Origin of the sequence: Halopseudomonas laoshanensis, assembly GCF_008365385.1 — a bacterium.
In the GTDB taxonomy this organism is placed as follows: domain Bacteria; phylum Pseudomonadota; class Gammaproteobacteria; order Pseudomonadales; family Pseudomonadaceae; genus Halopseudomonas; species Halopseudomonas laoshanensis.
Genome location: NZ_QOVF01000003.1, coordinates 54857 through 76880, shown reverse-complemented (window position 1 = coordinate 76880; position 22024 = coordinate 54857). Strand labels below are relative to the sequence as shown.

Annotated in this window: 15 protein-coding genes; 7 read left to right on the top strand and 8 right to left on the bottom strand. The window is 59.9% G+C overall.

Going from position 1 to position 22024, the window contains the following annotated elements; all coding sequences use genetic code 11:
* Position 1 precedes the first annotated feature (1 nt).
* From DT594_RS11105 to DT594_RS11095, 3 genes are read left to right on the top strand one after another with little or no spacing between them, the layout of a single operon-like run.
* Positions 2 to 6292 carry a hybrid sensor histidine kinase/response regulator gene (locus DT594_RS11105; RefSeq protein WP_149332736.1) on the top strand — a complete coding sequence of 2097 codons (6291 nt, stop codon included), beginning with the start codon at positions 2 to 4 and terminating at the stop codon, positions 6290 to 6292.
* Positions 6285 to 7268 carry a chemotaxis protein CheB gene (locus DT594_RS11100; protein ID WP_149332735.1) on the top strand — a complete coding sequence of 328 codons (984 nt, stop codon included), beginning with the start codon at positions 6285 to 6287 and terminating at the stop codon, positions 7266 to 7268. The genes DT594_RS11105 and DT594_RS11100 overlap by 8 nt, the downstream gene beginning before the upstream one ends.
* Positions 7269 to 7300: 32 nt before the next feature.
* The gene (locus DT594_RS11095) at positions 7301 to 7768 is read left to right on the top strand and encodes a chemotaxis protein CheW (protein WP_149332734.1); all 468 of its coding nucleotides are present in this window, start codon (positions 7301 to 7303) and stop codon (positions 7766 to 7768) included.
* Between the two features lie 8 nt (positions 7769 to 7776).
* Here the strand turns inward: DT594_RS11095 and DT594_RS11090 are convergent, their stop codons facing one another.
* Together DT594_RS11090 and ompR are read right to left on the bottom strand one after the other, a co-directional pair.
* Positions 7777 to 9078 carry an ATP-binding protein gene (locus DT594_RS11090; RefSeq protein WP_246164621.1) on the bottom strand — a complete coding sequence of 434 codons (1302 nt, stop codon included), beginning with the start codon at positions 9076 to 9078 and terminating at the stop codon, positions 7777 to 7779.
* The gene (ompR, locus tag DT594_RS11085) at positions 9075 to 9797 is read right to left on the bottom strand and encodes an osmolarity response regulator transcription factor OmpR (RefSeq protein WP_096346604.1); all 723 of its coding nucleotides are present in this window, start codon (positions 9795 to 9797) and stop codon (positions 9075 to 9077) included. The genes DT594_RS11090 and ompR overlap by 4 nt, the downstream gene beginning before the upstream one ends.
* A 202-nt stretch (positions 9798 to 9999) precedes the next feature.
* On the opposite strand from ompR, the gene DT594_RS11080 reads away from it, so the two are divergent.
* The 3 genes from DT594_RS11080 (at position 10000) to gshA (ending at position 14394) form a co-directional block, all read left to right on the top strand.
* Entirely contained in the window at positions 10000 to 12345 is a 2346-nt protein-coding gene (locus DT594_RS11080) for a Tex family protein (protein ID WP_149332733.1), read from the top strand.
* Between the two features lie 44 nt (positions 12346 to 12389).
* Positions 12390 to 12749 carry a PaaI family thioesterase gene (locus DT594_RS11075; protein ID WP_178091509.1) on the top strand — a complete coding sequence of 120 codons (360 nt, stop codon included), beginning with the start codon at positions 12390 to 12392 and terminating at the stop codon, positions 12747 to 12749.
* A 67-nt stretch (positions 12750 to 12816) separates the two neighbouring features.
* Positions 12817 to 14394, top strand: a complete 1578-nt coding sequence (gshA, locus tag DT594_RS11070; RefSeq protein WP_149332731.1) for a glutamate--cysteine ligase — start codon at positions 12817 to 12819, stop codon at positions 14392 to 14394.
* Positions 14395 to 14439: 45 nt separating this feature from the next.
* On the opposite strand, the gene DT594_RS11065 is transcribed toward gshA, so the two are convergent.
* The gene (locus tag DT594_RS11065; protein ID WP_149332730.1) at positions 14440 to 14844 is read right to left on the bottom strand and encodes a flagellar basal body-associated FliL family protein; all 405 of its coding nucleotides are present in this window, start codon (positions 14842 to 14844) and stop codon (positions 14440 to 14442) included.
* A 196-nt stretch (positions 14845 to 15040) separates the two neighbouring features.
* Between DT594_RS11065 and DT594_RS11060 the strand changes: the two genes are divergently transcribed.
* Positions 15041 to 16021, top strand: coding sequence for an NADPH:quinone oxidoreductase family protein (locus DT594_RS11060; RefSeq protein WP_096346609.1), 981 nt, complete (start codon positions 15041 to 15043; stop codon positions 16019 to 16021).
* 6 nt (positions 16022 to 16027) lie between these two features.
* Here the strand turns inward: DT594_RS11060 and trmL are convergent, their stop codons facing one another.
* The 5 genes from trmL to glnA form a co-directional block, all read right to left on the bottom strand.
* The gene (trmL, locus tag DT594_RS11055; RefSeq protein ID WP_149332729.1) at positions 16028 to 16495 is read right to left on the bottom strand and encodes a tRNA (uridine(34)/cytosine(34)/5-carboxymethylaminomethyluridine(34)-2'-O)-methyltransferase TrmL; all 468 of its coding nucleotides are present in this window, start codon (positions 16493 to 16495) and stop codon (positions 16028 to 16030) included.
* Between the two features lie 190 nt (positions 16496 to 16685).
* On the bottom strand, positions 16686 to 18116 hold the full coding sequence (ntrC, locus tag DT594_RS11050; protein WP_096346610.1) for a nitrogen regulation protein NR(I): 1431 nt from the start codon (positions 18114 to 18116) through the stop codon (positions 16686 to 16688).
* 4 nt (positions 18117 to 18120) lie between these two features.
* Positions 18121 to 19200: a nitrogen regulation protein NR(II) gene (gene glnL, locus DT594_RS11045; protein ID WP_149332728.1), complete on the bottom strand. Its 1080-nt coding sequence runs from the start codon at positions 19198 to 19200 to the stop codon at positions 18121 to 18123.
* 339 nt (positions 19201 to 19539) lie between these two features.
* Positions 19540 to 20184: a DUF4124 domain-containing protein gene (locus DT594_RS11040; RefSeq protein ID WP_149332727.1), complete on the bottom strand. Its 645-nt coding sequence runs from the start codon at positions 20182 to 20184 to the stop codon at positions 19540 to 19542.
* Between the two features lie 125 nt (positions 20185 to 20309).
* Positions 20310 to 21713 (bottom strand): glutamate--ammonia ligase, encoded by a 1404-nt coding sequence (glnA, locus tag DT594_RS11035; RefSeq protein WP_096346613.1) that lies wholly within the window; start codon positions 21711 to 21713, stop codon positions 20310 to 20312.
* Positions 21714 to 22024 lie beyond the last annotated feature (311 nt).

The window sequence follows — 22024 nt, the reverse complement described above, 5'->3', positions numbered from 1 at the left end:
TATGGGTGATCGGCATGATTATGTCGCCCTCGACTGGGTCAAAGGCGAAATTTCCGAGACGCTGAATCAGGCGCGTCAGGCCCTTGAAGCCTTTGTTGAGAACCCGGGAGACTCGACTCGGCTGCGTTTCTGTCTGACCTATATTCATCAGGTCCACGGCACGCTGCAGATGGTCGAATTTTACGGCGCAGCCCTGCTTGCAGAGGAAATGGAAAAGCTCGCTCAGGCATTGATGCATGGCAGTGCCAGCCGTGAAGGCGAGGCGCTGGACGTGCTGATGCAAGCCATACTGCAACTGCCCACTTACCTTGACCGGGTCCAGAGCGGCCGCCGCGATCTGCCGTTGGTGTTGCTGCCACTGCTCAATGACATGCGCACCGCGCGCGGCGAAAAGCTGCTGTCGGAAACCGCGTTGTTCAGCCCGGACGTAGATACCGGCGAGCCGGTAGACGCCTCCGAGAGACTGACCAATTTCAGCGATGAACACACCGTATGGCAATTGCGCAAATTGCGTCAGGCCATGCAGATTGCCCAGGCGGGCATCATTCGTGGCCAGGACGTATCCGGCAATGCACGGCAGTTGGGCAAGGTCTTCAGTCGCTTGCAGGCGCAATGCCGGGGCTCTGCTTATGCCGATTTGTGGGCCGCCTATGCTGGTGTCGTCGAAGGGGTCGAGCACGGCACGATTGAAAATGGCGCGGCCATTCGGCAACTGTTGCGCCAGGCCGACCGCGAGGTACGGGTGCTGCTGGACCAGGGCCCCGCGGCGCTGGATACGCCGCCTGCGCAGGAACTGCTGCGCAACCTGCTGTTTTACGTGGCCAAGAGTCCAGGCGGCAGCCCGCGCCTGGATGCCCTCAAACAACGTTATCAACTCAAGGCCCTGCTGACCGAAGACGATATTGCCAATCAGGCCACCGGCTCACGCCTGGTTGGCCCTGATCGCAGCGCGATGCAGTCGGTGGTTGAGGCGTTGGGTGAAGAGCTGATGCAGGTCAAGGATCGGCTCGACCTGTTTGTCCGCAGCGATCGTAGCCAGATGGACGATCTTGCCACGCTGGCTCCGAATATGAAGCAGATCGCCGATACGCTGGCGATGCTCGGATTAGGTCAGCCGCGTCGGGTCCTGCAGGAGCAGATCCAGCAGGTCGAACAGCTGGCCAGCGGGCAGAGCGAAGTCAACGATGCCTCACTGATGGATGTGGCTGGCGCGCTGCTCTACGTGGAAGCCAGTTTGCAGGGTATTCTGGGTATCGAACGCAATGACGGCGGAAACGCTGGCGGCACCGACATGCAGCGCATGGCGGCGGCTCAGGACATGGCGCTGGTGCACCAGCAGGTGATACAGGAAGCACGCAACGCGCTGGAGCAAACGCGTGAAGCCATCAACGCTTTCATTGCCAGCCAGTGGGATCATGCCCAACTGGAACCCGTCAGCGAACTGCTCAACAGCGTCCGCGGCGGCCTGGGTATGTTGCCATTGGAGCGCGCCGCGGCGACCGTGCGTAGTTGTCGACAATATATCAACGACCAACTGTTAGGCCCCAAGGCGGTGCCGGACTGGGTCGCGCTGGATGCGCTGGCGGATGTGATCACCAGCGTTGATTATTATCTGGAACGTTTGGCGGAAGATGATGCCGAGCGCAGTGACAATATTCTCGCCGTGGCGGCAGAGCGCCTGCAAACGCTGGGCTATGACCTCAATGGCGTCATCGGTAACAGCGCCGCACCGCTGGCGCCGGAGACGGAGCTTAAAGAAGAAACAGCTCCTCCCGCCCTGACCCCCGAGCTCGACGACATGTCGTTCGAGGACCTGGACGAGAGTCCTGCCGAGACAGCATCGGATGCTGCGTTCGTGACTTCGCCCGAAGCGCTAGAGCCAGAGCAAGAGCAAGAGCCAGAGCCTGAAGAGCCGCTTCAGCCGGCTGCTGAGGTCGAGCCGTTGGTCGTAGAGCAGGATGATCAGGACGACGAGATGGACGCCGAACTGGTGGAAATCTTCGTTGAGGAGGCGGGCGAAGTACTGGACACGCTCAGCGAATTTACCCCGCTGTGGCAGGCCAATGATGATGACCACAAGGCGCGTGCGGAAGTGCGCCGTGCTTTCCATACCCTCAAGGGCAGTGGGCGTATGGTCAAGGCCGGCATTCTCGCCGAGCTGGCCTGGTCGGTAGAGAACATGCTCAACCGGGTGATTGATCGCAGCATCGATCTGTCACCGGCGATTTTCGAGGTGATTAATTCAGTCCGCGAGGTGATGCCGCGCCTGGTAGAGGATTTTGAACATAATCGTCAGCAGCCTTTGCCGGAGGTAGCCCGCTTGGCGGCGCTGGCCGATGCGCTATCTCAGGGTGAATCGGGTGAGGATTTGTTGTTCGATGTCCAGATCGAGGCTGAGAGTGCCGCTGACAACGAGCCGCAGATCGACGGCGATATCGAGGGCGCTGACAGCAGCGATCTGATCGGCGAGGAAGTCGATAGCGAGACCGAGCCTGCAGCGGAAGAGCCTGCTGAGCACCTTGAGTTCGATGCGGAGCTGGAGCAGCAACAGGAGCTGCCCGCCGAAGAGCCTGCACCCGAGTTGCCGGATACTGAAGAGTCAAAGGTCGAGCCAGCCGCTATACACACCACTGAGAGTGGTCTGGACCCGATACTGCTGGAGATCTTTCGCAACGAAACCCAGTCGCATATCGAACAGATCAATGCCTTTCTCGACAGATGCGCGGAAGCGCTGCCGAGGCCGGTCAGCGATGCATTGCAGCGCGCGTTGCACACGCTCAAGGGCAGTGCGCACATGGCCGGCATCCAGCCCATCGCCGTGTTGGCGACACCGCTGGAAAAACTGGCCAAGGATTTCAAGGCCAATCTGATTTCGGTCGACCAGGCGCTGGCCGATCTGTTGACCGACTCAGTGCAATTGATCGAGGCCGGCGTTGCTCAGCTCGACACCACGCCTGAACAGCCTATCCCTGGTACACCAGAGTTTCTCCAGCAACTCGACAAGGTGCGTGAACAAGGCATGGCGGCTCGTCACAGCGGCCGCGATGAACTCGAAAGCGGCGCCGCCAGCGTGGGTCTGTTGTCGATTTTCCTTACTGAAGGCATCGATCAACTGATGGATGCAGCGGATGTGCTGGAAGCGCGTCAGCGCGGTCAGGATGTCGAGCTGGACAGTCAGGAGTTGCGTCAGAGCCTGCGTGCGCTGGCTGATGTCGCCGGTGAAGTGGATCTGCCGCCGATTGAAGCCCTGGCTCAGTGCCTGGAAGACGTGCATGAAGCGCTGGTTGCCGGTCGTGTCGAGCTTGACGAAATGGCTATCAGCGCGCTTGCTGCTGGACATGAGCGCCTTATAGGCATGATGGATCAGGTCGCTGCGCATCAGCATATTCCGCCTGCGGTGATGGAAATTGGCGCGTTGCGCGAGCTACTCCCCGCGGCCGCGGCGGTGACTGTGGCGAAGATGGTCACGCCCTCGGCAGGTACCTGGAATCCGCAGGATGCAGTGACCGACGCCGAACTGGTAGAAATCTTTCTTGAAGAGGCGCAGGAAATCATCGATAGCGCCTCGGCGAGCCTGCAGCAGTGGATCGCTGACCCGGGTAACAGCCTGGCGGTCGAGTCGCTCCAGCGTGACCTGCACACCCTCAAGGGTGGCGCACGCATGGCCGAAATCCCGCCGGTTGGGGATCTCGCCCACGAGCTGGAATTCCTCTACGAAGGGCTGGCCGACCAGCGCTACCAGCCCAGCGACGGGCTCAACGATCTTCTGCATGCGTGTCACGACAGCCTGGCAGAAATGGTTGAAGGGGTCGTAGCGGGTCGAATCATCAGCGACGGCTCTGGATTGATCGCCGCGATCAAAGGTTTCCGTGCGCGGCCTGATCTCCCGCCTCAGTTGCCCGGGCAGGCGCCCATTGCCGCCGCGACAGACGCTGCTGCAGAAGCTGAATTGCGTCCAAATGAGCAGCCGACCGAGCCGGCGGCTGATCCGTTACTGGCGATGTTCCTGGAGGAGGCCGTCGAACTCATGGCGCCTTGCCAGGAGCTGCTGCTGCAACGGGACAGGGATCAAAAGGCGGGCGCAGACCTGATTCACCGGGTGCAAACCCTCAAGGGCAGCGCGCGTATGGCCGGTCAGACCGCACTGGCCGAGCAGGCTCGGGAGCTGGAAGCCGCGTTGCAGATGGACGGCATGCCCAGCGAAGCCTTGCACGATGGTCTACTGGCGCTGATGACGGCGCTGGAAGGATTGTCAGGTGGTGTGGATCTGGGCCCGGCTGATTGGAGCATGCCGGCTCTGCCGGTGGCCAGTCAGCCAGTGGTGGCTCCTGAACCGGCGCAGACGCAGACGGACTTGGCACCGCGGCAAACGCTGGCCCAGGTCAAGGCGATTCTGCAAAGCGCGATGCAGGCCAGTGAGGCTGGCGACGACAACCAGAACCGTGTCTCCGGGCAGGAAACCGTCAAGGTCTCCGCCAAGTTGCTGGAAGAGCTGGTCAACCTGGCCGGTGAAACCTCGATTTTCCGGGGCCGTATCGAACAGCAGGTCAGCGACCTGGGTAACACGCTGCACGATGTGGACGCCACCATCGAGCGGGTCCGTGACCAGTTGCGACGTCTGGACATGGAAACCCAGGCGCAGATTCTTTCGCGTCACCAGGAAGAGATCGAACAGGGTGGATACGAAGAATTCGACCCCCTGGAAATGGACCGCTATTCACAGCTCCAGCAGTTGTCCCGGTCGTTGTTCGAATCGGCGTCTGACTTGCTGGATCTGAAAGAAACCATGGCGGCCAAGAGCCGCGACGCCGAAACCCTGTTGCTGCAACAGGCGCGGGTTAATACCGAGCTGCAGGAAGGCCTGATGCGTACGCGCATGGTGCCCTTCGATCGCTTGCTGCCCCGGATGCGCCGCGTGGTCCGGCAGGTGGCAGGTGAGTTGGGCAAACAGGTGGTGTTGGACATCGGCAATGCCGAGGGCGAGATGGACCGCAGCGTGCTGGAGCGGATGATCGGACCGCTGGAGCATATGCTGCGTAACGCCGTCGATCATGGTATCGAGCTACCTGACGTGCGTGCAGCCAAGGGTAAACAGGAAGAAGGGCGCATCCGTATCGATCTGCACCGCGAAGGCGGTGAGATTGTGCTGCAATTGGCCGATGACGGCGCCGGCATCAATCTCGATGCGGTCAAGCGCAAGGCGATTGAGCGCGGACTGATGGACGCCGACGCGGAATTGACCGATCAGGAGATCCTGCAATTCATTCTTGAAGCGGGGTTTTCCACCGCCGACAAGATTACCCAGATCTCCGGGCGTGGTGTCGGCATGGACGTGGTCAATGCCGAGGTCAAGCAGCTCGGCGGCAGCATGAGTCTGGATACCGAGCCCGGGAAGGGCAGTGTATTCACCATCCGCCTGCCGTTCACCGTGTCGGTTAACCGCGCATTGATGGTTTATTCCGGCGATGACCTGTACGCGATCCCGCTGAATACCATTGAAGGTATCGTGCGCGTCTCCGGTTATGAACTGGAGGCTTATTACGCGCCGGACGCGCCGCCGTTCGAATACGCTGGCAAGCGCTATGATCTGCGCTACCTGGGCAATCTGCTGGTCACTGGCCAACAGCCACGCTTGAGCGGGCACACGTTGCCGCTACCGGTGATTCTGGTGCGCGGCGCCGAGCATACGGTGGCGGTGCAGGTTGACGCGCTAGCCGGTTCGCGCGAGATCGTGGTGAAGGGCCTGGGCAAACAGTTTGCCGTCGTGCCGGGGATCGCCGGCGCGACCATTCTCGGCGACGGACGGGTGGTGGTGATTCTCGATCTGTTGGCGGTCATTCGTGCTCAGTTGGCTTTGCAATCGCAACAGCGGCTGGCCGCAGAACGGGCGCATGCGATAACCGAGAAGGAAGACGAGCGCTCGACCCTGGTTATGGTGGTGGACGATTCGATCACGGTACGCAAGGTGACCTCGCGGTTGCTGGAGCGTCACGGCATGGAGGTGATTACCGCCAAGGACGGGATCGAAGCTATTGCGCGGCTGCAGGACGTGCATCCGGACATCATGCTGCTGGACATCGAAATGCCGCGCATGGACGGGTTTGAAGTGGCCACGCTGGTGCGCCACGACGAGCGTCTGGCGGATCTGCCGATTATCATGATTACCTCGCGAACCGGTGAAAAGCACCGCGAGCGCGCCCGTACCATCGGGGTGAATGATTATCTGGGCAAGCCCTATCAGGAAGCTCAGCTGTTGGAGGCGATAGGCAAACTGGTCAAGGTTCGTGGCTGAAGCAACTGCGCCCGCCATCGGCCTGTTGGCCGGTAATCCGGACAAGCGCCGGTTGTTGACCGAGGTGCTCCAGCACTTTGGCTACCGGATCAGCTTTTGCGCTGATCCCGGTCAGCTGGATTGCCAGCGGCTGGCCAGTATAAATACTGACGCCTGGCTGCTTGAGTTGCCGGAGGAGTCGGCGCTGTCAGACTGGTTACTTGAACACAGCGCGGTTCCGGTACTGCTCGGTGCAGGCGAAATTCCAGCGCCTGACACTGAAGATTATCCGCGTTGGGAGCGCCGCCTTTACAACAAGCTGCTGCCGTTATTGGGTCCTGCGCCCGCGGGTCAGTTGCCGAGCATGCTGACGGTCAGCGACACGGTCACAGACAGTCAGCCGGTCAGACCTCCCGCACGTTGTGTCTGGTTGTTGGGCGCCTCCCTGGGTGGTCCCGCTGCGGTAAAGGTCTTCCTCGATAGCCTGCCGGCGGACCTGCCGGTCGCCTTTATTTATGCGCAGCATATCGATGCCGGATTCGAAGAGCGGCTGCCAGGCATTATTGGCCGCCAGAACGACTGGCGCATCCTCAACTGTGTCGCGGGCAGCGGCTTGCATGACGGCGATGTGCTGGTCGCACCGATCAAACGTAGCCTGAGCTTTTCTCCGGAAGGTCGGGTGCGGCTCAGTGATACGCCTTGGCCGGGTCTGTATCAGCCGTCAATCGAGACGTTGCTGGACCAGGTGGGCGATGCGTTCGCGCCGGCCTGCGGGGCAATCATTTTCAGCGGTATGGGCGAAGACGGCGTGCAGGCTTGCCGGCGTCTGCGCAAGCAGGGCGTCGAGGTGTGGACGCAAGACCCGAATAGCGCCGCCTGCTCGGTGATGCCTGAAGCGGTCATGGCGGCGGGCTTCAGTAGCCGTCAGGGTACCCCGGTAGAGCTGGCGGCGGCGTTGCAGTCCTGGCTGGCGCAGGAGTGGCCGGTAGCGCTGTAAGCGCCGGTGAAAACCCATCAAGAGGAAAGGCTATGTCAGATGCACTGGAAAGTCTGAACGGACTGATTGTTCCGCTCGCCGAGCAGGGCCTGTTGCTGCCCAACGTCGCGGTAGCCGAACTAGTCAGCTTCCGCATTACCCGTGACGTGCCGGGTGCGCCAGCCTGGTTTCTCGGCTGGACGCGCTGGCGCGATCAACAGGTACCGCTGGTTGATCCCTATGCGTTGCTCGGCCAGGCGCAGGACAATAGCGGCCGGCAGCCCCGGACGCTGATCATGAATGCGATTGGTGACCGTGAGGGAGTGCATTTTATTGGCATGCGCGTCTGGAGTATTCCGCGCTCGCGCAAAGTGTTGCGTGGCGAAATCAGTGAGGCTGGCGCGCCGGGCCCCTACATCAGCCAGCGAGTGCAGTTGGCCGATGAACCGGAACTGTTGATGATTCCGGATCTGCAGGCGATCGAGTCAGCGTTGGACCAGGCCGGTTTATTGCGGGGTTGAGCGCCGGCTCAGATCGGAAAGCTGAGCCGTGCTTCGGTACCGCCGCCGCTGCGGTTGAGCAACTGCACCGTCGCCCCATGGGTTTCGGCGATGCGCTTGACGATCGCCAGACCCAGACCGGTGCCGGTAGTGGTTCTGGCCCGGTCGCCACGGGTAAAGGGCACGAACAGTGATTCGCATTCGGTAGGATCGATCCCCGGTCCGCGGTCCAGCACCGCCACCACCAGATAGGGTTGAGCTGCGGCCCGCGTGACATAGGTGCAGACCTCAATCCCGCTGCCGCCATGATGCAGTGCATTGTCGATCAGATTGCTCATCACCCGTTTGATCGACAGGCGTCTGAGCTTTATCTTGGGCACCGGCTCCAGGCACAGGCGGACTTTTTCCTCGCCGGTATTCAGCGGCGCGACCACCTCCATGATGATGTCGTTGATGTCCTCCGGCTCAACCGCCTCAGTACTGCCATCGCGCATAAATGCCATGAACTGGTCGAGAATGGCATCCATATCCTCAATATCGCGAATCATGCCCTCGGTCAGATCCGGCTCGGCGCTGGACAGCAGTTCGGTGGATAGACGCATGCGCGTCAGCGGCGTTCGCAGATCGTGGGAGACGCCGGCCAACAGCATCGAGCGATCACGGTTGGCTTGTTCGACGTCCTGGGCCATCTGGTTAAAGGCCCGATACACCTCGGCGATTTCCGCAGGACAGTTGGTGTCGAGCAGACGCACACTTTGCCCTCTACCGATACGTCGGGCTGCTTGTTCGAGCTTTTTCAGGGGTTTGTTCAACTGGCGGACGAATATCCAAGCGGCGGCAGTAGACAGAATGCCGATCAACACAAACCACAGCACCACCATCCAGATCCGCTGCCCACGCAGCGGGTGCGCATAGAGTGGTACTTTCAGCCAGTTGTCCTGATAGGCCGGCTGGTGCACCCAGATCGACGGCTCACCCTGAATACGTACGCGGACCTCGGTGCGATCCCCCAGCTCGGCGCGTAACTGATTGGTGAATATGCCGGTGTACGGCCAGTGCACTTCGCCGGGCGGTACCTGGTAGTGCGGGACCAGCATCATGCCGGTCATCTTTTCGATGTCGGCCCGGGTCTCAGGGCCCGCAGCCCAATAAGAGCCGATTAACATGGCAGTCCCGTGACTGTACTGGCGGTCGACCAGCAGATCCTCGTTGCTCATCAGATAGAACATGGTGAGCAACTTGGAGAACAAGGTGACCAGCAGAACCAGCAGGATGGTGCGGGCAAAGAAGCTGCGTGGCAGCAGCGGATGCCAGCCAGGGCCGCCCTTCACGAATGTTTACCGTCCGGCACAAATACGTAGCCGACACCCCATACCGTCTGAATATAACGGGGTTTGGACGGATCTGGCTCCAGCATGCGGCGCAGGCGGGAGATCTGTACGTCGATCGAGCGCTCCAGCGCATCCCACTCGCGGCCGCGCGCCAGTTGCATCAGCTTGTCGCGCGTCAGCGGTTCGCGCGGGTGCTGCACCAGCGCTTTGAGTACGGCGAACTCACCGGTTGTGAGCATGTGCACTTCTTCACCACGGCGCAGTTCACGGGTAGCCAGGCTGAGGACAAACTCGCCAAAGGTCACTTCTTCATCTTCGCCACCTGGGGCACCTGGTACCTGTGGCGCCTGGCGGCGCAGCACCGCTTTGATCCGAGCTACCAGTTCGCGGGGATTGAACGGCTTGGGCAAATAATCGTCAGCGCCCTGTTCCAGACCCAGAATCCGGCTGGCTTCATCGCCCTTGGCGGTGAGCATGATGATCGGGGTAGTGTTTTCCTGGTCACGCAGGCGTTTGCAGGCAGTCAAGCCATCTTCACCGGGTAACATCAGGTCGAGCACGATCAGGGAATACAGTTCGCGGGCCAGCAGACGGTCCATCTGCTCGGTGTTTTCCACCGCGCGTACCCGGTAACCCTGCTCGGTCAAAAAGCGCTCGAGCAGTCTGCGCAATCGAACGTCGTCATCAACAATCAGGATCTTTTCGCCTTCGCTGGTCATGCGCTTTCTCACCTTGTTCAAGTTGTAAGCATTGTGGCTGAAGCGGCCTGTTTGGGTGTTCAGGCATTGTTACAAGAGGTTTCTTTTGTACAAGTTTCGCGGCGCTTTGGCCAGAATTCTTCCACCCTCGGTGCTGTCACCCCATATCGGGTTTCGTCGGTTATACTGCCGGGCCTGCCAACTTTGATCTGGATACTTCAGCATGGAATCTATTGCCTCGCGCATCGCCAATGAACTGGCGGTTCGCCCGGAACAGGTCGACGCCACTGTCAGACTGCTTGATGAAGGCGCCAGCGTGCCGTTTATTGCCCGTTACCGTAAAGAGGTTACCGGTAGTCTGGACGATACCCAACTGCGCTATCTCGAAGAACGCTTGCGCTACCTCCGGGAAATGGAGGACCGCCGCCAGGCGATTCTCAACAGCATCACTGAGCAGGGCAAGCTGACGGCCGAGCTGGAGCGGGACATCCGCGGGGCTGAAACCAAGACCCGGCTGGAAGATCTGTATCTGCCGTACAAGACCAAGCGCCGGACCAAGGGCCAGATTGCTATCGAAGCCGGCCTGGAGCCGTTGGCCGACCTGCTGTTTGGCGACCCGACACAGGATCCCGAGCAGACCGCTGCCGGTTATGTGGATGCCGACAAGGGCGTTGCCGATACCAAGGCGGCTCTGGATGGCGCCAAATATATCCTGATGGAACGCTTCAGCGAGCAGGCCAGCCTGCTGGAAACGCTGCGCCGTGCGCTGCGGGAAGACGGCCGCGTGGTCTCCAAACTGGTGCCCGGCAAAGAGCAGGACGGCGCCAAGTTTCGCGATTACTTCGATTATTCTGAAGCACTGAGCAAGGTCCCATCGCACCGCGCGCTGGCGATTCTGCGTGGCCGCAACGAAGGCATGCTGAGTATCGCCCTGGAGTTGGGCGACAGCGATGCGGCTGCCGGTACACCGCACCCCTGCGAGGGCATGATTGCCCAGGCGTTTGCGATAAAGGACCAGGGCCGCGCAGCGGACAAATGGCTAGCCGAAGTGGTGCGCTGGACCTGGCGGGTAAAGTTGCTGGGCCATCTGGAAACCGAGCTGCTGGGTGATCTGCGTGAAGGCGCAGAAGACGAAGCGATTCGGGTATTCGCCAGTAATCTGAAAGATCTGCTGCTGTCGGCGCCCGCCGGGCCAAGGGTCACGCTGGGGCTGGATCCGGGTTTGCGTACCGGGGTCAAAGTGGTGGTGGTGGATGCGACCGGCAAGTTGGTCGATCACACGACGATTTTCCCGCATGCGCCGCGTAATCAGTGGAACGAGTCGCTGGCGGTACTAGCGGCATTGAGTAAAAAGCACAGCGTTACCCTGGTCGCCATCGGTAACGGCACCGCCTCGCGGGAAAGCGACAAGCTGGCCGGTGAGCTGCTGAAACTCTGCCCGCAGTTGCCGATGCAGAAGATCATGGTGTCCGAGGCGGGCGCCTCGGTGTACTCGGCATCGGAACTGGCGGCCAAGGAATTTCCCGAGCTGGATGTGACCTTCCGCGGCGCGGTGTCCATTGCCCGGCGTTTGCAGGATCCGCTGGCCGAGCTGGTCAAGATTGACCCCAAGTCCATCGGTGTAGGCCAGTACCAGCACGACGTGTCACAGGTGAAACTGGCGCGTAGCCTGGATGCGGTGGTGGAAGATTGCGTGAACGCGGTGGGCGTGGATCTGAACACCGCCTCCGCGCCCTTGTTGACCCGCGTCTCGGGGCTGAATCCGAGCATCGCGCAGAACATCGTCGACTATCGTGATCAGCATGGAGCCTTTGCCAGCCGCCGTGAGCTGCTCAAGGTCAGCCGTCTGGGTGACAAGACCTTTGAGCAGGCCGCAGGTTTCCTCCGGGTAATGAACGGCAGCAATCCGCTGGACGCCTCGGCGGTGCACCCCGAGGCCTATCCGCTGGTCGAGCGCATCGCCAGTCAGACTGGCCGGGATATCCGTAGTCTGGTTGGCGACTCGACGTTTCTGCGTCAATTGGAACCGTCGCAGTATACCGACGAGCACTTCGGTATCCCGACCATCACCGATATTCTCAAGGAGCTGGACAAGCCCGGTCGGGATCCACGCCCGGAGTTCAAGGCGGCGACCTTCCAGGACGGGGTCGAGAGCATTCGCGATCTCAAACCGGGGATGCAGCTTGAAGGCGTAGTCAGCAACGTGGCGAACTTCGGTGCCTTCGTCGATATTGGCGTGCATCAGGATGGGCTGGTGCATATCTCCATGCTCTCGCAGCAGTTCGTAAAAGACCCGCGGGAAGTGGTCAAAGCCGGGGATATTGTCCGCGTTAAAGTCATGGAAGTGGATATTCCGCGGCAGCGCATCAGCCTGACCATGCGCCTGTCGGACGAGCCCGGCGCCGCTGGTGAAAAGACTGGGCAGCCGTCAGGTTCGCAGGGTGAGCGCAATCGAAACCAGGGCAAGGGCCAGGGGCGCAATCAGGCGGGCGGGGCTGGTGCGCCAGCGTCGGCCGGTGGTACCTTTGCCAACCTGTTCGCCAATGCCAAAGACCTGAAGAAGCGCTGACCATGAGCCAACACCCGAATCTGCAAGAGATCGCGAGGAACCGCATGAGCCCATTTACCAAGATGCTGGGTGTGGAATTCAAGTTCATCGAGAAGGGCTTGTGCACCTTGTTGTTGCCCATCCGCGAGGAGCATTTCAACGGGACTGCGCGGGTTCATGGTGGGGTGATCTTCTCTCTGCTCGATTCGGCCATGGGCGCTGCCGCGTTCAGCGTTCTGGAGCCGCATGAATCCACTGCTACGGTAGAATGCAAGATCAGCTACACGCGCGCGGTGATTGGCGGCGAACTGGAGTGCTTTGGCAAGGTCGTACATGCTGGCACCCGCACCGTGGTGGTGGATGGGGAGATCTGGCAAGACGGCGCATTGGTGGCCAAAGCGCTGGGTACCTTTGCGCGGATCTGATCCATACTTATTCAAGTTCACGCTGGTGCGCAGATCGCGGCCAGCCTGACAGCTAGGAGTGGCAACCTTGTCACCAACGTTTAGCAATACCCTGGAACTGCTGGCTCAACCGATCTACCGCGAGCGGTTAAATGGTTGCCAGCACGGGATAGAGAAAGAAAGCCTGCGGACCACGCCAACGGGTGGCCTGGCAAGCACGCCGCACCCGCTGGCGCTGGGCTCGGCGCTGACACATCCGACCATTACCACGGATTACTCCGAAGCGCTGATTGAACTGATTACGCCAGTGAGCACCAGCCTGGACACCCTGTTCGAGCATCTGGACGTCACTCACCGCTTCGTCTACAGCCAGTTGGACAACGAGTTGCTCTGGACCGAGTCCATGCCGTGCAAATTACCGGCGGTGGATGCCGACATTCCGATTGCCTGGTACGGCACCTCGAATATCGGCATGCTCAAGCATGTCTACCGTCGTGGCCTGGCTATCCGCTACGGCAAGGCCATGCAGTGTATTGCCGGCATTCACTACAACTTCTCTTTGCCGCCGCAGCTATGGGCCGTATTGCAAGAGCAGGCCGGTGATGCGCGCTCGGCGCAGGACTATCAATCCGAGCGCTATATGGATCTGATCCGTAACTTCCGCCGCTATGCCTGGCTGCTGATGTACCTGTTTGGTGCCTCGCCGGCGGTCTGCGCAACCTTTCTGCAGGGCCGCGATCACAAGTTGTTGCCTTTGGGTGAGAAAAGTCTGTACCTGCCCTATGCGACCAGCCTGAGAATGAGCGACCTGGGCTATAACAACAACGCCCAGTCCGGCCTCAACGTCTGTTACAACAGCCTGGACAGCTACATCATCAGCATGCAGGAAGCCATCAGCCTGCCCTATGCGCGCTACGACCAGTTGGGGACGCATGATGCCCAGGGTCAGTGGCAGCAATTGAATACCAACCTGCTGCAGATCGAGAACGAGTTCTACAGCCCTATCCGCCCCAAGCGTGTCACTCGCAGCGGCGAGAAGCCGGTGTACGCATTGGCGTCGCGCGGAGTGGAGTACATCGAAGTGCGGTGTATGGATATCGACCCCTTTGTGCCGCTGGGCATAGAGCCGACCAGCGCGCGCTTCCTCGACAGCTTCCTGCTCTATTGCGCGCTGCAGGACAGCCCGGCGCTGACCGAAGAGGCCTGCACCGAGACCGGCGACAACTTCGCGCTGGCGGTCAAACGCGGGCGTGAGCCCGGTTTGCAGTTGGCCGATGGCGGCCAGCCACGGGAGCTGAAGGAGTGGGGCCTGGCGTTGCTGGAAGACATCGCCAAGTGCGCGAGCCTGCTGGATAACAGCCATCAAACCAGCGACTACAGCGCCAGCCTGGCACTGCAGCGGACGAAGCTTGAAGACGCCGCGCTTACTCCTTCCGCGCGGGTTCTGGAAGCTCTGGCCGAGCATGGCAACAGTTTCTTCCGCTTCGCTCTGGCACAGTCACAGGCACATGCTCGCGACTTTATCAGCCGGCCATTGGACGCGGAAACGTTGCGTGCGTGCAAAGCCCAGGCGGATAGCTCGTTGGCAGAGCAGGCGGCCATTGAAGCAGCGGATGAAGTGGATTTTGACAGTTTCGTCGAGGCCTATCTGAGCCAGCGCGCCTGAGATCCAGGCGCGTTGGCTCGGGCCACGTTGGTTCGGGCAGTGCGGTTACTGCGTCACCAGATTGGTAAACAGCAGATCATCTACCAGCGGCTTGCCTTCCTCTTCCTCCAATACCGCACGCACTGCCTCCAGGGCTTGCTGCTTGAGCTGCTCCTTGCCTTCCAGCGTCGCCAGCTCTTCAGGGGTCTGGCGCCCGAACAGCGACACCAGAGCATTGCGAATCAGCGGGTCATGATATTGGATGCGCTCCACCGCAGTCGGATCATTGGCGCGCAGCGCCACATCGACTTTCATATATTGAATGCGCGGGCCGGGACCGATGGTGCCGACGAACGATGGGTTCATTTCCACATACTGCGGCCCTGCTGGTGCGGCCTCTTCATTGGCCTGGGCCGGCAACGCGACTACAGCGGATAACAGCAGCGCATACAAGGTGGTTCTCAATCGCATCAGCTTTGACTCCCTTAACGTTGGCGTCAGGATAGCCGAGCGGGCCCGCGTCGCCAAACTTTCCTGCGGCGCCAGCTTCCCTGTCGCCTTCTTATGGGTATCAATCAATTCAAGGCATGGTCATTGACCCGGCGGCCCTGCATGCGACTAGACTGTGTGAAAACCTGATAACCGCCCTGATAACAATGGAGTCGTCATGAAAGCCGTATTGTGCAAATCCTTTGGACCGCCGAGCAACCTGGTACTGGAAGAGGCCGCTGATCCGGTCGCCAAAGCCAATGAAGTGGTTCTCGACATTCACGCTGCCGGGGTCAACTTCCCTGACACCCTGATCATTGAAGGCAAATATCAGCTCAAGCCGCCATTCCCGTTTTCACCCGGTGGTGAAGCGGCGGGTGTGATTTCCAGCGTGGGCGAGAAGGTCAAACACCTGAAGCCGGGTGACCGGGTCATGGGCCTGACCGGCTTCGGCAGCTTTGCCGAGCAGATCGCCATCGACGCGATGCGCGTATTGCCGATGCCCAAGGATATGGACTTCGTCACCGCCGCTGGTTTCAGCATGACCTACGGCACCTCCATGCACGCGCTCAAGCAGCGCGCCAATATCCAGCCGGGCGAAACCCTGCTGGTACTCGGTGCTTCCGGTGGTGTGGGTCTGGCCGCCGTGGAGATCGGCAAGGCCATGGGTGCCCGGGTCATCGCCGCTGCCTCCAGCGCCGAGAAGCTGGAAGTGGCTAAAGCCGCTGGCGCCGATGAGCTGATCAACTACAGCGAAGTCAGCCTCAAGGATGCGGTCAAGGAGCTGACCAAGGGCCAGGGCGCGGATGTGATCTATGATCCGGTCGGTGGCGATCTGTTTGACCAGGCGGTGCGCTCGATCAACTGGAAGGGTCGTTTGCTGGTAGTAGGCTTTGCCAGCGGCCGCATCCCCGAGTTTCCGGCCAACCTGGCACTGCTCAAAGGCTCGTCCATTGTTGGCGTATTCTGGGGCTCGTTCGCGGCGCGTGAGCCGCAGGCCAACCTGGAAAACTTCCAGCAACTGTTCGCCTGGTTCAGCGAAGGCAAGCTCAAGCCGTTGGTGTCGCTGACCTACAAGCTGGATCAGTACGAAGACGCCCTTGAAGTGCTGAGCTCGCGCAAGGCTGTGGGCAAGGTCGTGGTTAAAGTCCGCGACTGATCTTGATCAAAGCCCGGCGCCGGTAAAACCTTGCTGGCGCCAGGCTTCGTAGATCAGCACCGCAGCACTGTTGGACAGGTTGAGACTGCGGCTGCCGGGCATCATTGGCACGCGCAACACCTGGTCCTGCGGCAACGCATCGCGTATCTCGGCAGGCAGCCCCCGGCTTTCCGGCCCGAACAGAAACAGATCCCCCGGCTTGAACGCCACCTCACTGAATCCGTGTTTACCTTTGGTGCTCAGGGCAAAAACCCGCGCCGGCTGTACCGCTGCCAGACAGGCCTCGAGATTGGGGTAGGTCTTCACTGCAGCAAATTCGTGATAGTCCAGCCCGGCACGGCGCAATCGCTTGTCATCCAGCTCAAACCCCAGCGGTTCGATCAGATGCAATTGGCAGCCGGTGTTGGCACAAAGACGGATGATGTTGCCGGTATTGGGCGGGATTTCGGGTTCGAGCAGGGCGATATGGAACATGGGTGCGCCATTGGATGCGATGTGGAGCGCAGTCTAGGCGCTGGCAAGCTTAGCGGCAAGCCGCAAGCTAGCGCCTGCTTTTCCTTCGCCCATAAAAAAAGGCGACTCTGGCCTGCCTGAACCAGAGTCACCCCAAATACACCCACTATTACTAAAGCATCAAGCGTGCCAGTTTCGCATGGAGTGTCGCTTATTCGCTTTCGTCCTCGTCATTGCCGTCAATATTCATCCCCAGTTCCTTGATCTTGCGAGTCAGGGTATTACGGCCCCAGCCCAGTAACTGCGCGGCATCCCGGCGTCTACCGGCGGTGTGCTTGAGGGCGGTTTCGATCATGATGCGCTCGAATGCAGGTACCGCGATATCCAGCAGGTTGGACACGCCACGGGCCAGCTCCTGGTCGGCCCAAGTGCGCAAACTGTGCTCCCAATGCCCATCCGGCGCACTGTCCTGGTGCTGAGTGAGCATTTCCGGGGGCAGGTCTTCGATCAGCACTTCACGGCTTGAGGCCATGACGGTGATCCAGCGGCAGGTATTCTCCAGCTGCCGCACGTTACCCGGCCAGGGCAGGTTGCGCAGGTAATCCTGGGTTTGCGGTTTGAGGACCTTGGGTTCCACCGCAAGCTCCTGCGCCGCACGAGCAAGAAAGTGTTGCGCCAGCGCGGGAATATCTTCACGGCGCTCGGCCAGCTTGGGAATGTGAATGCGGATTACATTGAGGCGGTGGAACAGATCCTCGCGGAAACCGCCGGCCTGTACCAGACCTTCCAGGTTCTGGTGGGTGGCAGCGATGATGCGCACGTCGACTTTGATCGGCGTATGCCCGCCGACCCGATAGAACTCGCCGTCGGCCAGTACGCGCAACAGCCGGGTCTGGGTCTCGGCCGGCATGTCGCCAATCTCATCCAGAAACAGCGTGCCGCCGTCGGCCTGTTCAAAGCGTCCGCGGCGCTGCACGGCGGCGCCGGTGAAGGCGCCTTTTTCGTGGCCGAACAATTCGGATTCCATCAGATCCTTGGGGATCGCCGCCATGTTCAGCGCAATAAAAGGGTTGCGCGCACGCGGGCTGTGGCGATGCAGGGCATGGGCGACCAGCTCCTTGCCGGTACCCGACTCGCCGTTGATCAGCACCGTGATGTTGGAGTGCGAGAGGCGACCGATAGCGCGAAAGACTTCCTGCATGGCCGGGGCTTCGCCGATGATTTCCGGCGTGCGCGCCTGTGCGGGATCCGGCTCCTGGCCATCCTGCTCGCGGCTATGGGCCAACGCACGACGCACCAGCGCAACGGCTTCATCCACATCGAAAGGCTTTGGCAGGTATTCGAATGCGCCGCCCTGGTAGGACGCCACCGCGCTGTCCAGGTCGGAGTGCGCGGTCATGATGATCACCGGCAGTTTGGGAAACTGCTCGCGGATACTCGCCAGCAACTCCAGACCGCTGGTGCCGGGCATGCGGATGTCGCTGATCAGGACGTCCGGGTGCTGACGCTGCAGCCGCGCCAGAGCGCTGTCGGCGTTGTCGAAGCTGACCGGTTCCATGCCCTCCTGCTGCAATGCCTTTTCCAACACCCAGCGGATGGATCGGTCATCATCAACAATCCAGACATTTTCAGCTCGGCTCATAGGGTTAGTCTCCCGGTATGGGTTCCAGTGGCAGGAACAGGGTAAACACGGTGCGGCCGGAGGTGCTCTCACATTCAATCAGGCCCTGGTGCTGGCTGATGATGTTTTGTGTGATAGAGAGCCCAAGCCCGGTGCCTTCGGCACGGCCGCTGACCATGGGATAAAAAATACTTTCGACGATCTCGGCGGGAATGCCGGGACCGTTGTCGATCACTTCCAAGCGGCAAACCAGGCGATGACGCACCTGGCCGATAGTGAACTGGCGTAATGTGCGGGTGCGCAGGGTGATGCGGCCCTGGCGCAGTGCGCCGCTTTCGGCGATTGCCTGCATGGCGTTACGCACTATATTCAGTAGCGCCTGAATGAGCTGTTCGCGGTCGGCCATGATGTCCGGGATGCTCGGATCGTAGTCCCGGCGCAGGGTCAGTTCGCCCTGGGTTTCGGCTTCGATAAGGCTGAACACGCGTTCGGTGATCTCATGAATATTCAGTGGCTGCAAATTGGGCGGGCGATAGGGACCAAGCATGCGGTCGACCAGATTCCGCAGGCGATCTGCCTCTTCAATAATGACGTCGGTGTAGTCACGCAGTGACGGCTCCGGCAGCTCGCGGGCCAGTAGTTGCGCCGCGCCGCGAATGCCGCCAAGCGGGTTCTTGATCTCGTGGGCCAGGCCGCGGACCAGGACCTTGGTGACCTCCTGTTTGGACAGCTGTGCTTCTTCTTTGGTGATGCGCAGTAGGCGATCGCGGGGGTGCAGCTCCATCAGCAACCAACTGGTGTTCTGGTTGCCGATAGGGGTCACGGAATAATCCACCATCAAAGTCTGGCCATTGGTCAGATTGAGCTGGGCTTCACGCTTGGTAAACGGGTTGGCGCTGAGAATGGCTGCTTCCAGGGGTTGGATTGCCGCTTCAGAATCATTGAACAGCTCACCAAAATGTTGCAGCGCAACGCGTTGGCCGCTGACCGCGAGCAAAATCTCGGCTGCCGGGTTGATGTAATTCACGCGCAGCTCGGCATCCAGCATGATGACGGCTGTGGTCAGGTTATCGAGAATCTGGCGTAAAAATCGATCAGTCAGCATCACTACTCCCTTGGGTTGTGCAGACAAATGCAAGAAGCGAACCAATACAGGGCGTGGTCTCGATTGACGTGCGTCATGTCACGCTTTCGACGACCAATGGCATGCGGCTGGTTGCATGGAAGGGGCTGCTGCGCGACTACAAGGCCTGGCAGCAGGGTTTCCAACCTGCTTTTGCATCAGGTTGGTGCTCTGTCCGCCAGTCTCAGATTAGCGCATGACAAGCGCACTCCGGCGCCGAGGTATAGAGGCAGTGCACGGAAAAAGCTGCTCGCTTTCCGAGTATGCACAAAAATGGTGCGCCGTGATACGCGGCTGTGCGGTGGGCTGCCCTGGCGAAGGTCAGTTGCTGCCCGAGCCGCCGCTGTTTCCGCCGCCCGGATTGGGGTTGCCCGGACGTGGTGCCTGGTTGCTGCCAGTGCGACCGGGTTGATTCACTGATGTGCGTTGGATATGCACGGTAATGGCTGCGGTGCTCTGTACCACGTTGCCCCGCGCGTCATACACCACTGCGGCCAGGGTATGGCTGCCCCGATCTACGTTGTTCAGGTTCAAAGTTTGCGTGGCCTGGCCATTGCCCGCGACAGCTTCTTCGCGCAGTTCGCCATCCATCACTACGCGCATGAGATGCCCGCTGGACAGCGGTGGATCAGTATTGACTGTTACGCTCAGCGTGCCCTCGTTACTGCGAATGGCCTCATCATTCGCCGGGCTGGCGATCTGTAGATCGCGATAGCTGCGGCCCGAGCTCTGCTCATCGTCATTGCCGTTACCGGAAGTGTTGCTGCCTTGCGACGCTTGCGGGTTGGGCGGCGGCTGCACGGTATTGGTGGGCTGCAATTCGATGGTCTTGGCATTGGGGTGCGGCCGGTCACTATAGATAGTGTTGCCATCGGCATCTTTCCAGGTATAGATCTGGGCCAGGGCCGAGACGCTCGCCAGGGAGAGCAGCGCGCCCAACGCCAGGGACAGGTAACTACGCGGCATGACGTGTAACTCCTTTATAGTCTGCGTTAAGACTTGCACTCAATTGGATATCTGGCAAGGTCTGACGCACGAGTAAAAAAAAGGGCGCCCGAATGGGCGCCCTTTCTGGTATTACACCGCCTGGATCAGACGCTGTAGTACAGGTCATATTCCAGTGGGTGAACGAAGGTGCGAACCTTGAGTTCTTCAGCGGCTTTCAATTCGATGTAGGCATCGATCAGCTCGTCGGTGAACACGCCACCTTTGGTCAGGTACTCGCGGTCGGCGTCAAGGGACTCCAGCGCTTCTTTCAAGCTGCCGCAAACCTGAGGAATCTGGCTGGCCTCTTCGGGCGGCAGATCGTACAGGTTCTTGTCAGCTGCATCGCCAGGGTGAATCTTGTTCTGGACGCCGTCCAAACCAGCCATCAACAGTGCGGCGAAGCACAGGTAAGGGTTGGCAGCCGGATCGGGGAAACGAGCCTCGATACGGCGGGCTTTCGGGCTGGAAACGTAAGGAATACGGATAGAAGCGGAGCGGTTACGGGCCGAGTAGGCGAGCATGACCGGAGCTTCGAAGCCGGGTACCAGACGCTTGTAGCTGTTGGTAGACGGGTTGGTGAACGCGTTCAGTGATTTGCCGTGCTTGATGATGCCGCCGATGAAGAACAGAGCGGTATCGGACAGGCCGGAATAACCTTCACCAGCAAAGGTGTTCTTGCCATCTTTGGAGATGGACATGTGCACGTGCATGCCGGAGCCGTTATCGCCATACAGAGGCTTGGGCATAAAGGTAGCTGTTTTGCCGAATGCGTCAGCAACGTTGTGTACGCAGTACTTCAGCGTCTGCACTTCGTCAGCCTTGGCAACCAGGGTATTGAACAGTACGCCAATTTCGTTCTGGCCAGCAGTCGCCACTTCGTGGTGATGCACTTCGATGGTCAGGCCCATTTCTTCCATGGCATTACACATGGCAGTACGGATTTCGTGGTCGTGATCGACCGGAGGCACGGGGAAGTAGCCGCCCTTGACGCCTGGACGGTGACCCTTGTTGCCGGTTTCGATGTCGCCATCAGTGTTCCAGGAGGCCTGTTCGGAGAAGATCTTGAACATGGAGCCCGAAATGTCGGACTTGAACTTCACTTCATCAAAGACGAAGAACTCGGGCTCGGGACCGACGAACACGGTGTCACCAATGCCAGTGGACTTCAGATACTCTTCGGCACGCTTGGCGATACCGCGCGGGTCGCGCTCGTAGCCCTGCATGGTGGAAGGCTCGATGATGTCGCACACCAGAATCAGCGTAGGCTCTTCGGTGAAGGGGTCGATTACAGCAGTGCTGTCATCGGGCATCAGGATCATGTCGGAAGCTTCAATGCCTTTCCAGCCGGCAATCGAGGAGCCGTCAAACATTTTGCCTTCTTCAAAGAAGTCATCTTTGACATCACGAGCCGGCATGGTGACGTGCTGCTGCTTGCCTTTGGTATCGGTGAAGCGCAGGTCAACCCACTTCACGTCAAATTCTTTGATCAATTGAATCGCTTTCGACATGGTTTCCTCCAGAAGGAATCATTTGCCGGGCATCTGGCCCGGCGCTTCTAAATTCGAGCGGTATATACCCGCACAACCGCTTGCATTACCGCTTGCATTACAAGTGAGCAAAAGATGTGCCATTTCGGAGCATTCGCTGTAAACCGCGCTATAACGGGATTACAGCGTGTGAGCTGAATCGGTGCAATCTTTAAGCGCACCAAAATGGTGCCTTTATATAATTAGACGCCTTATTTTGGTGCTCTCTGGCCAGTGTATTTCCTGGCCGACATATAATGCGCTTATATGCTGTACCTTACATCACTCAGGCG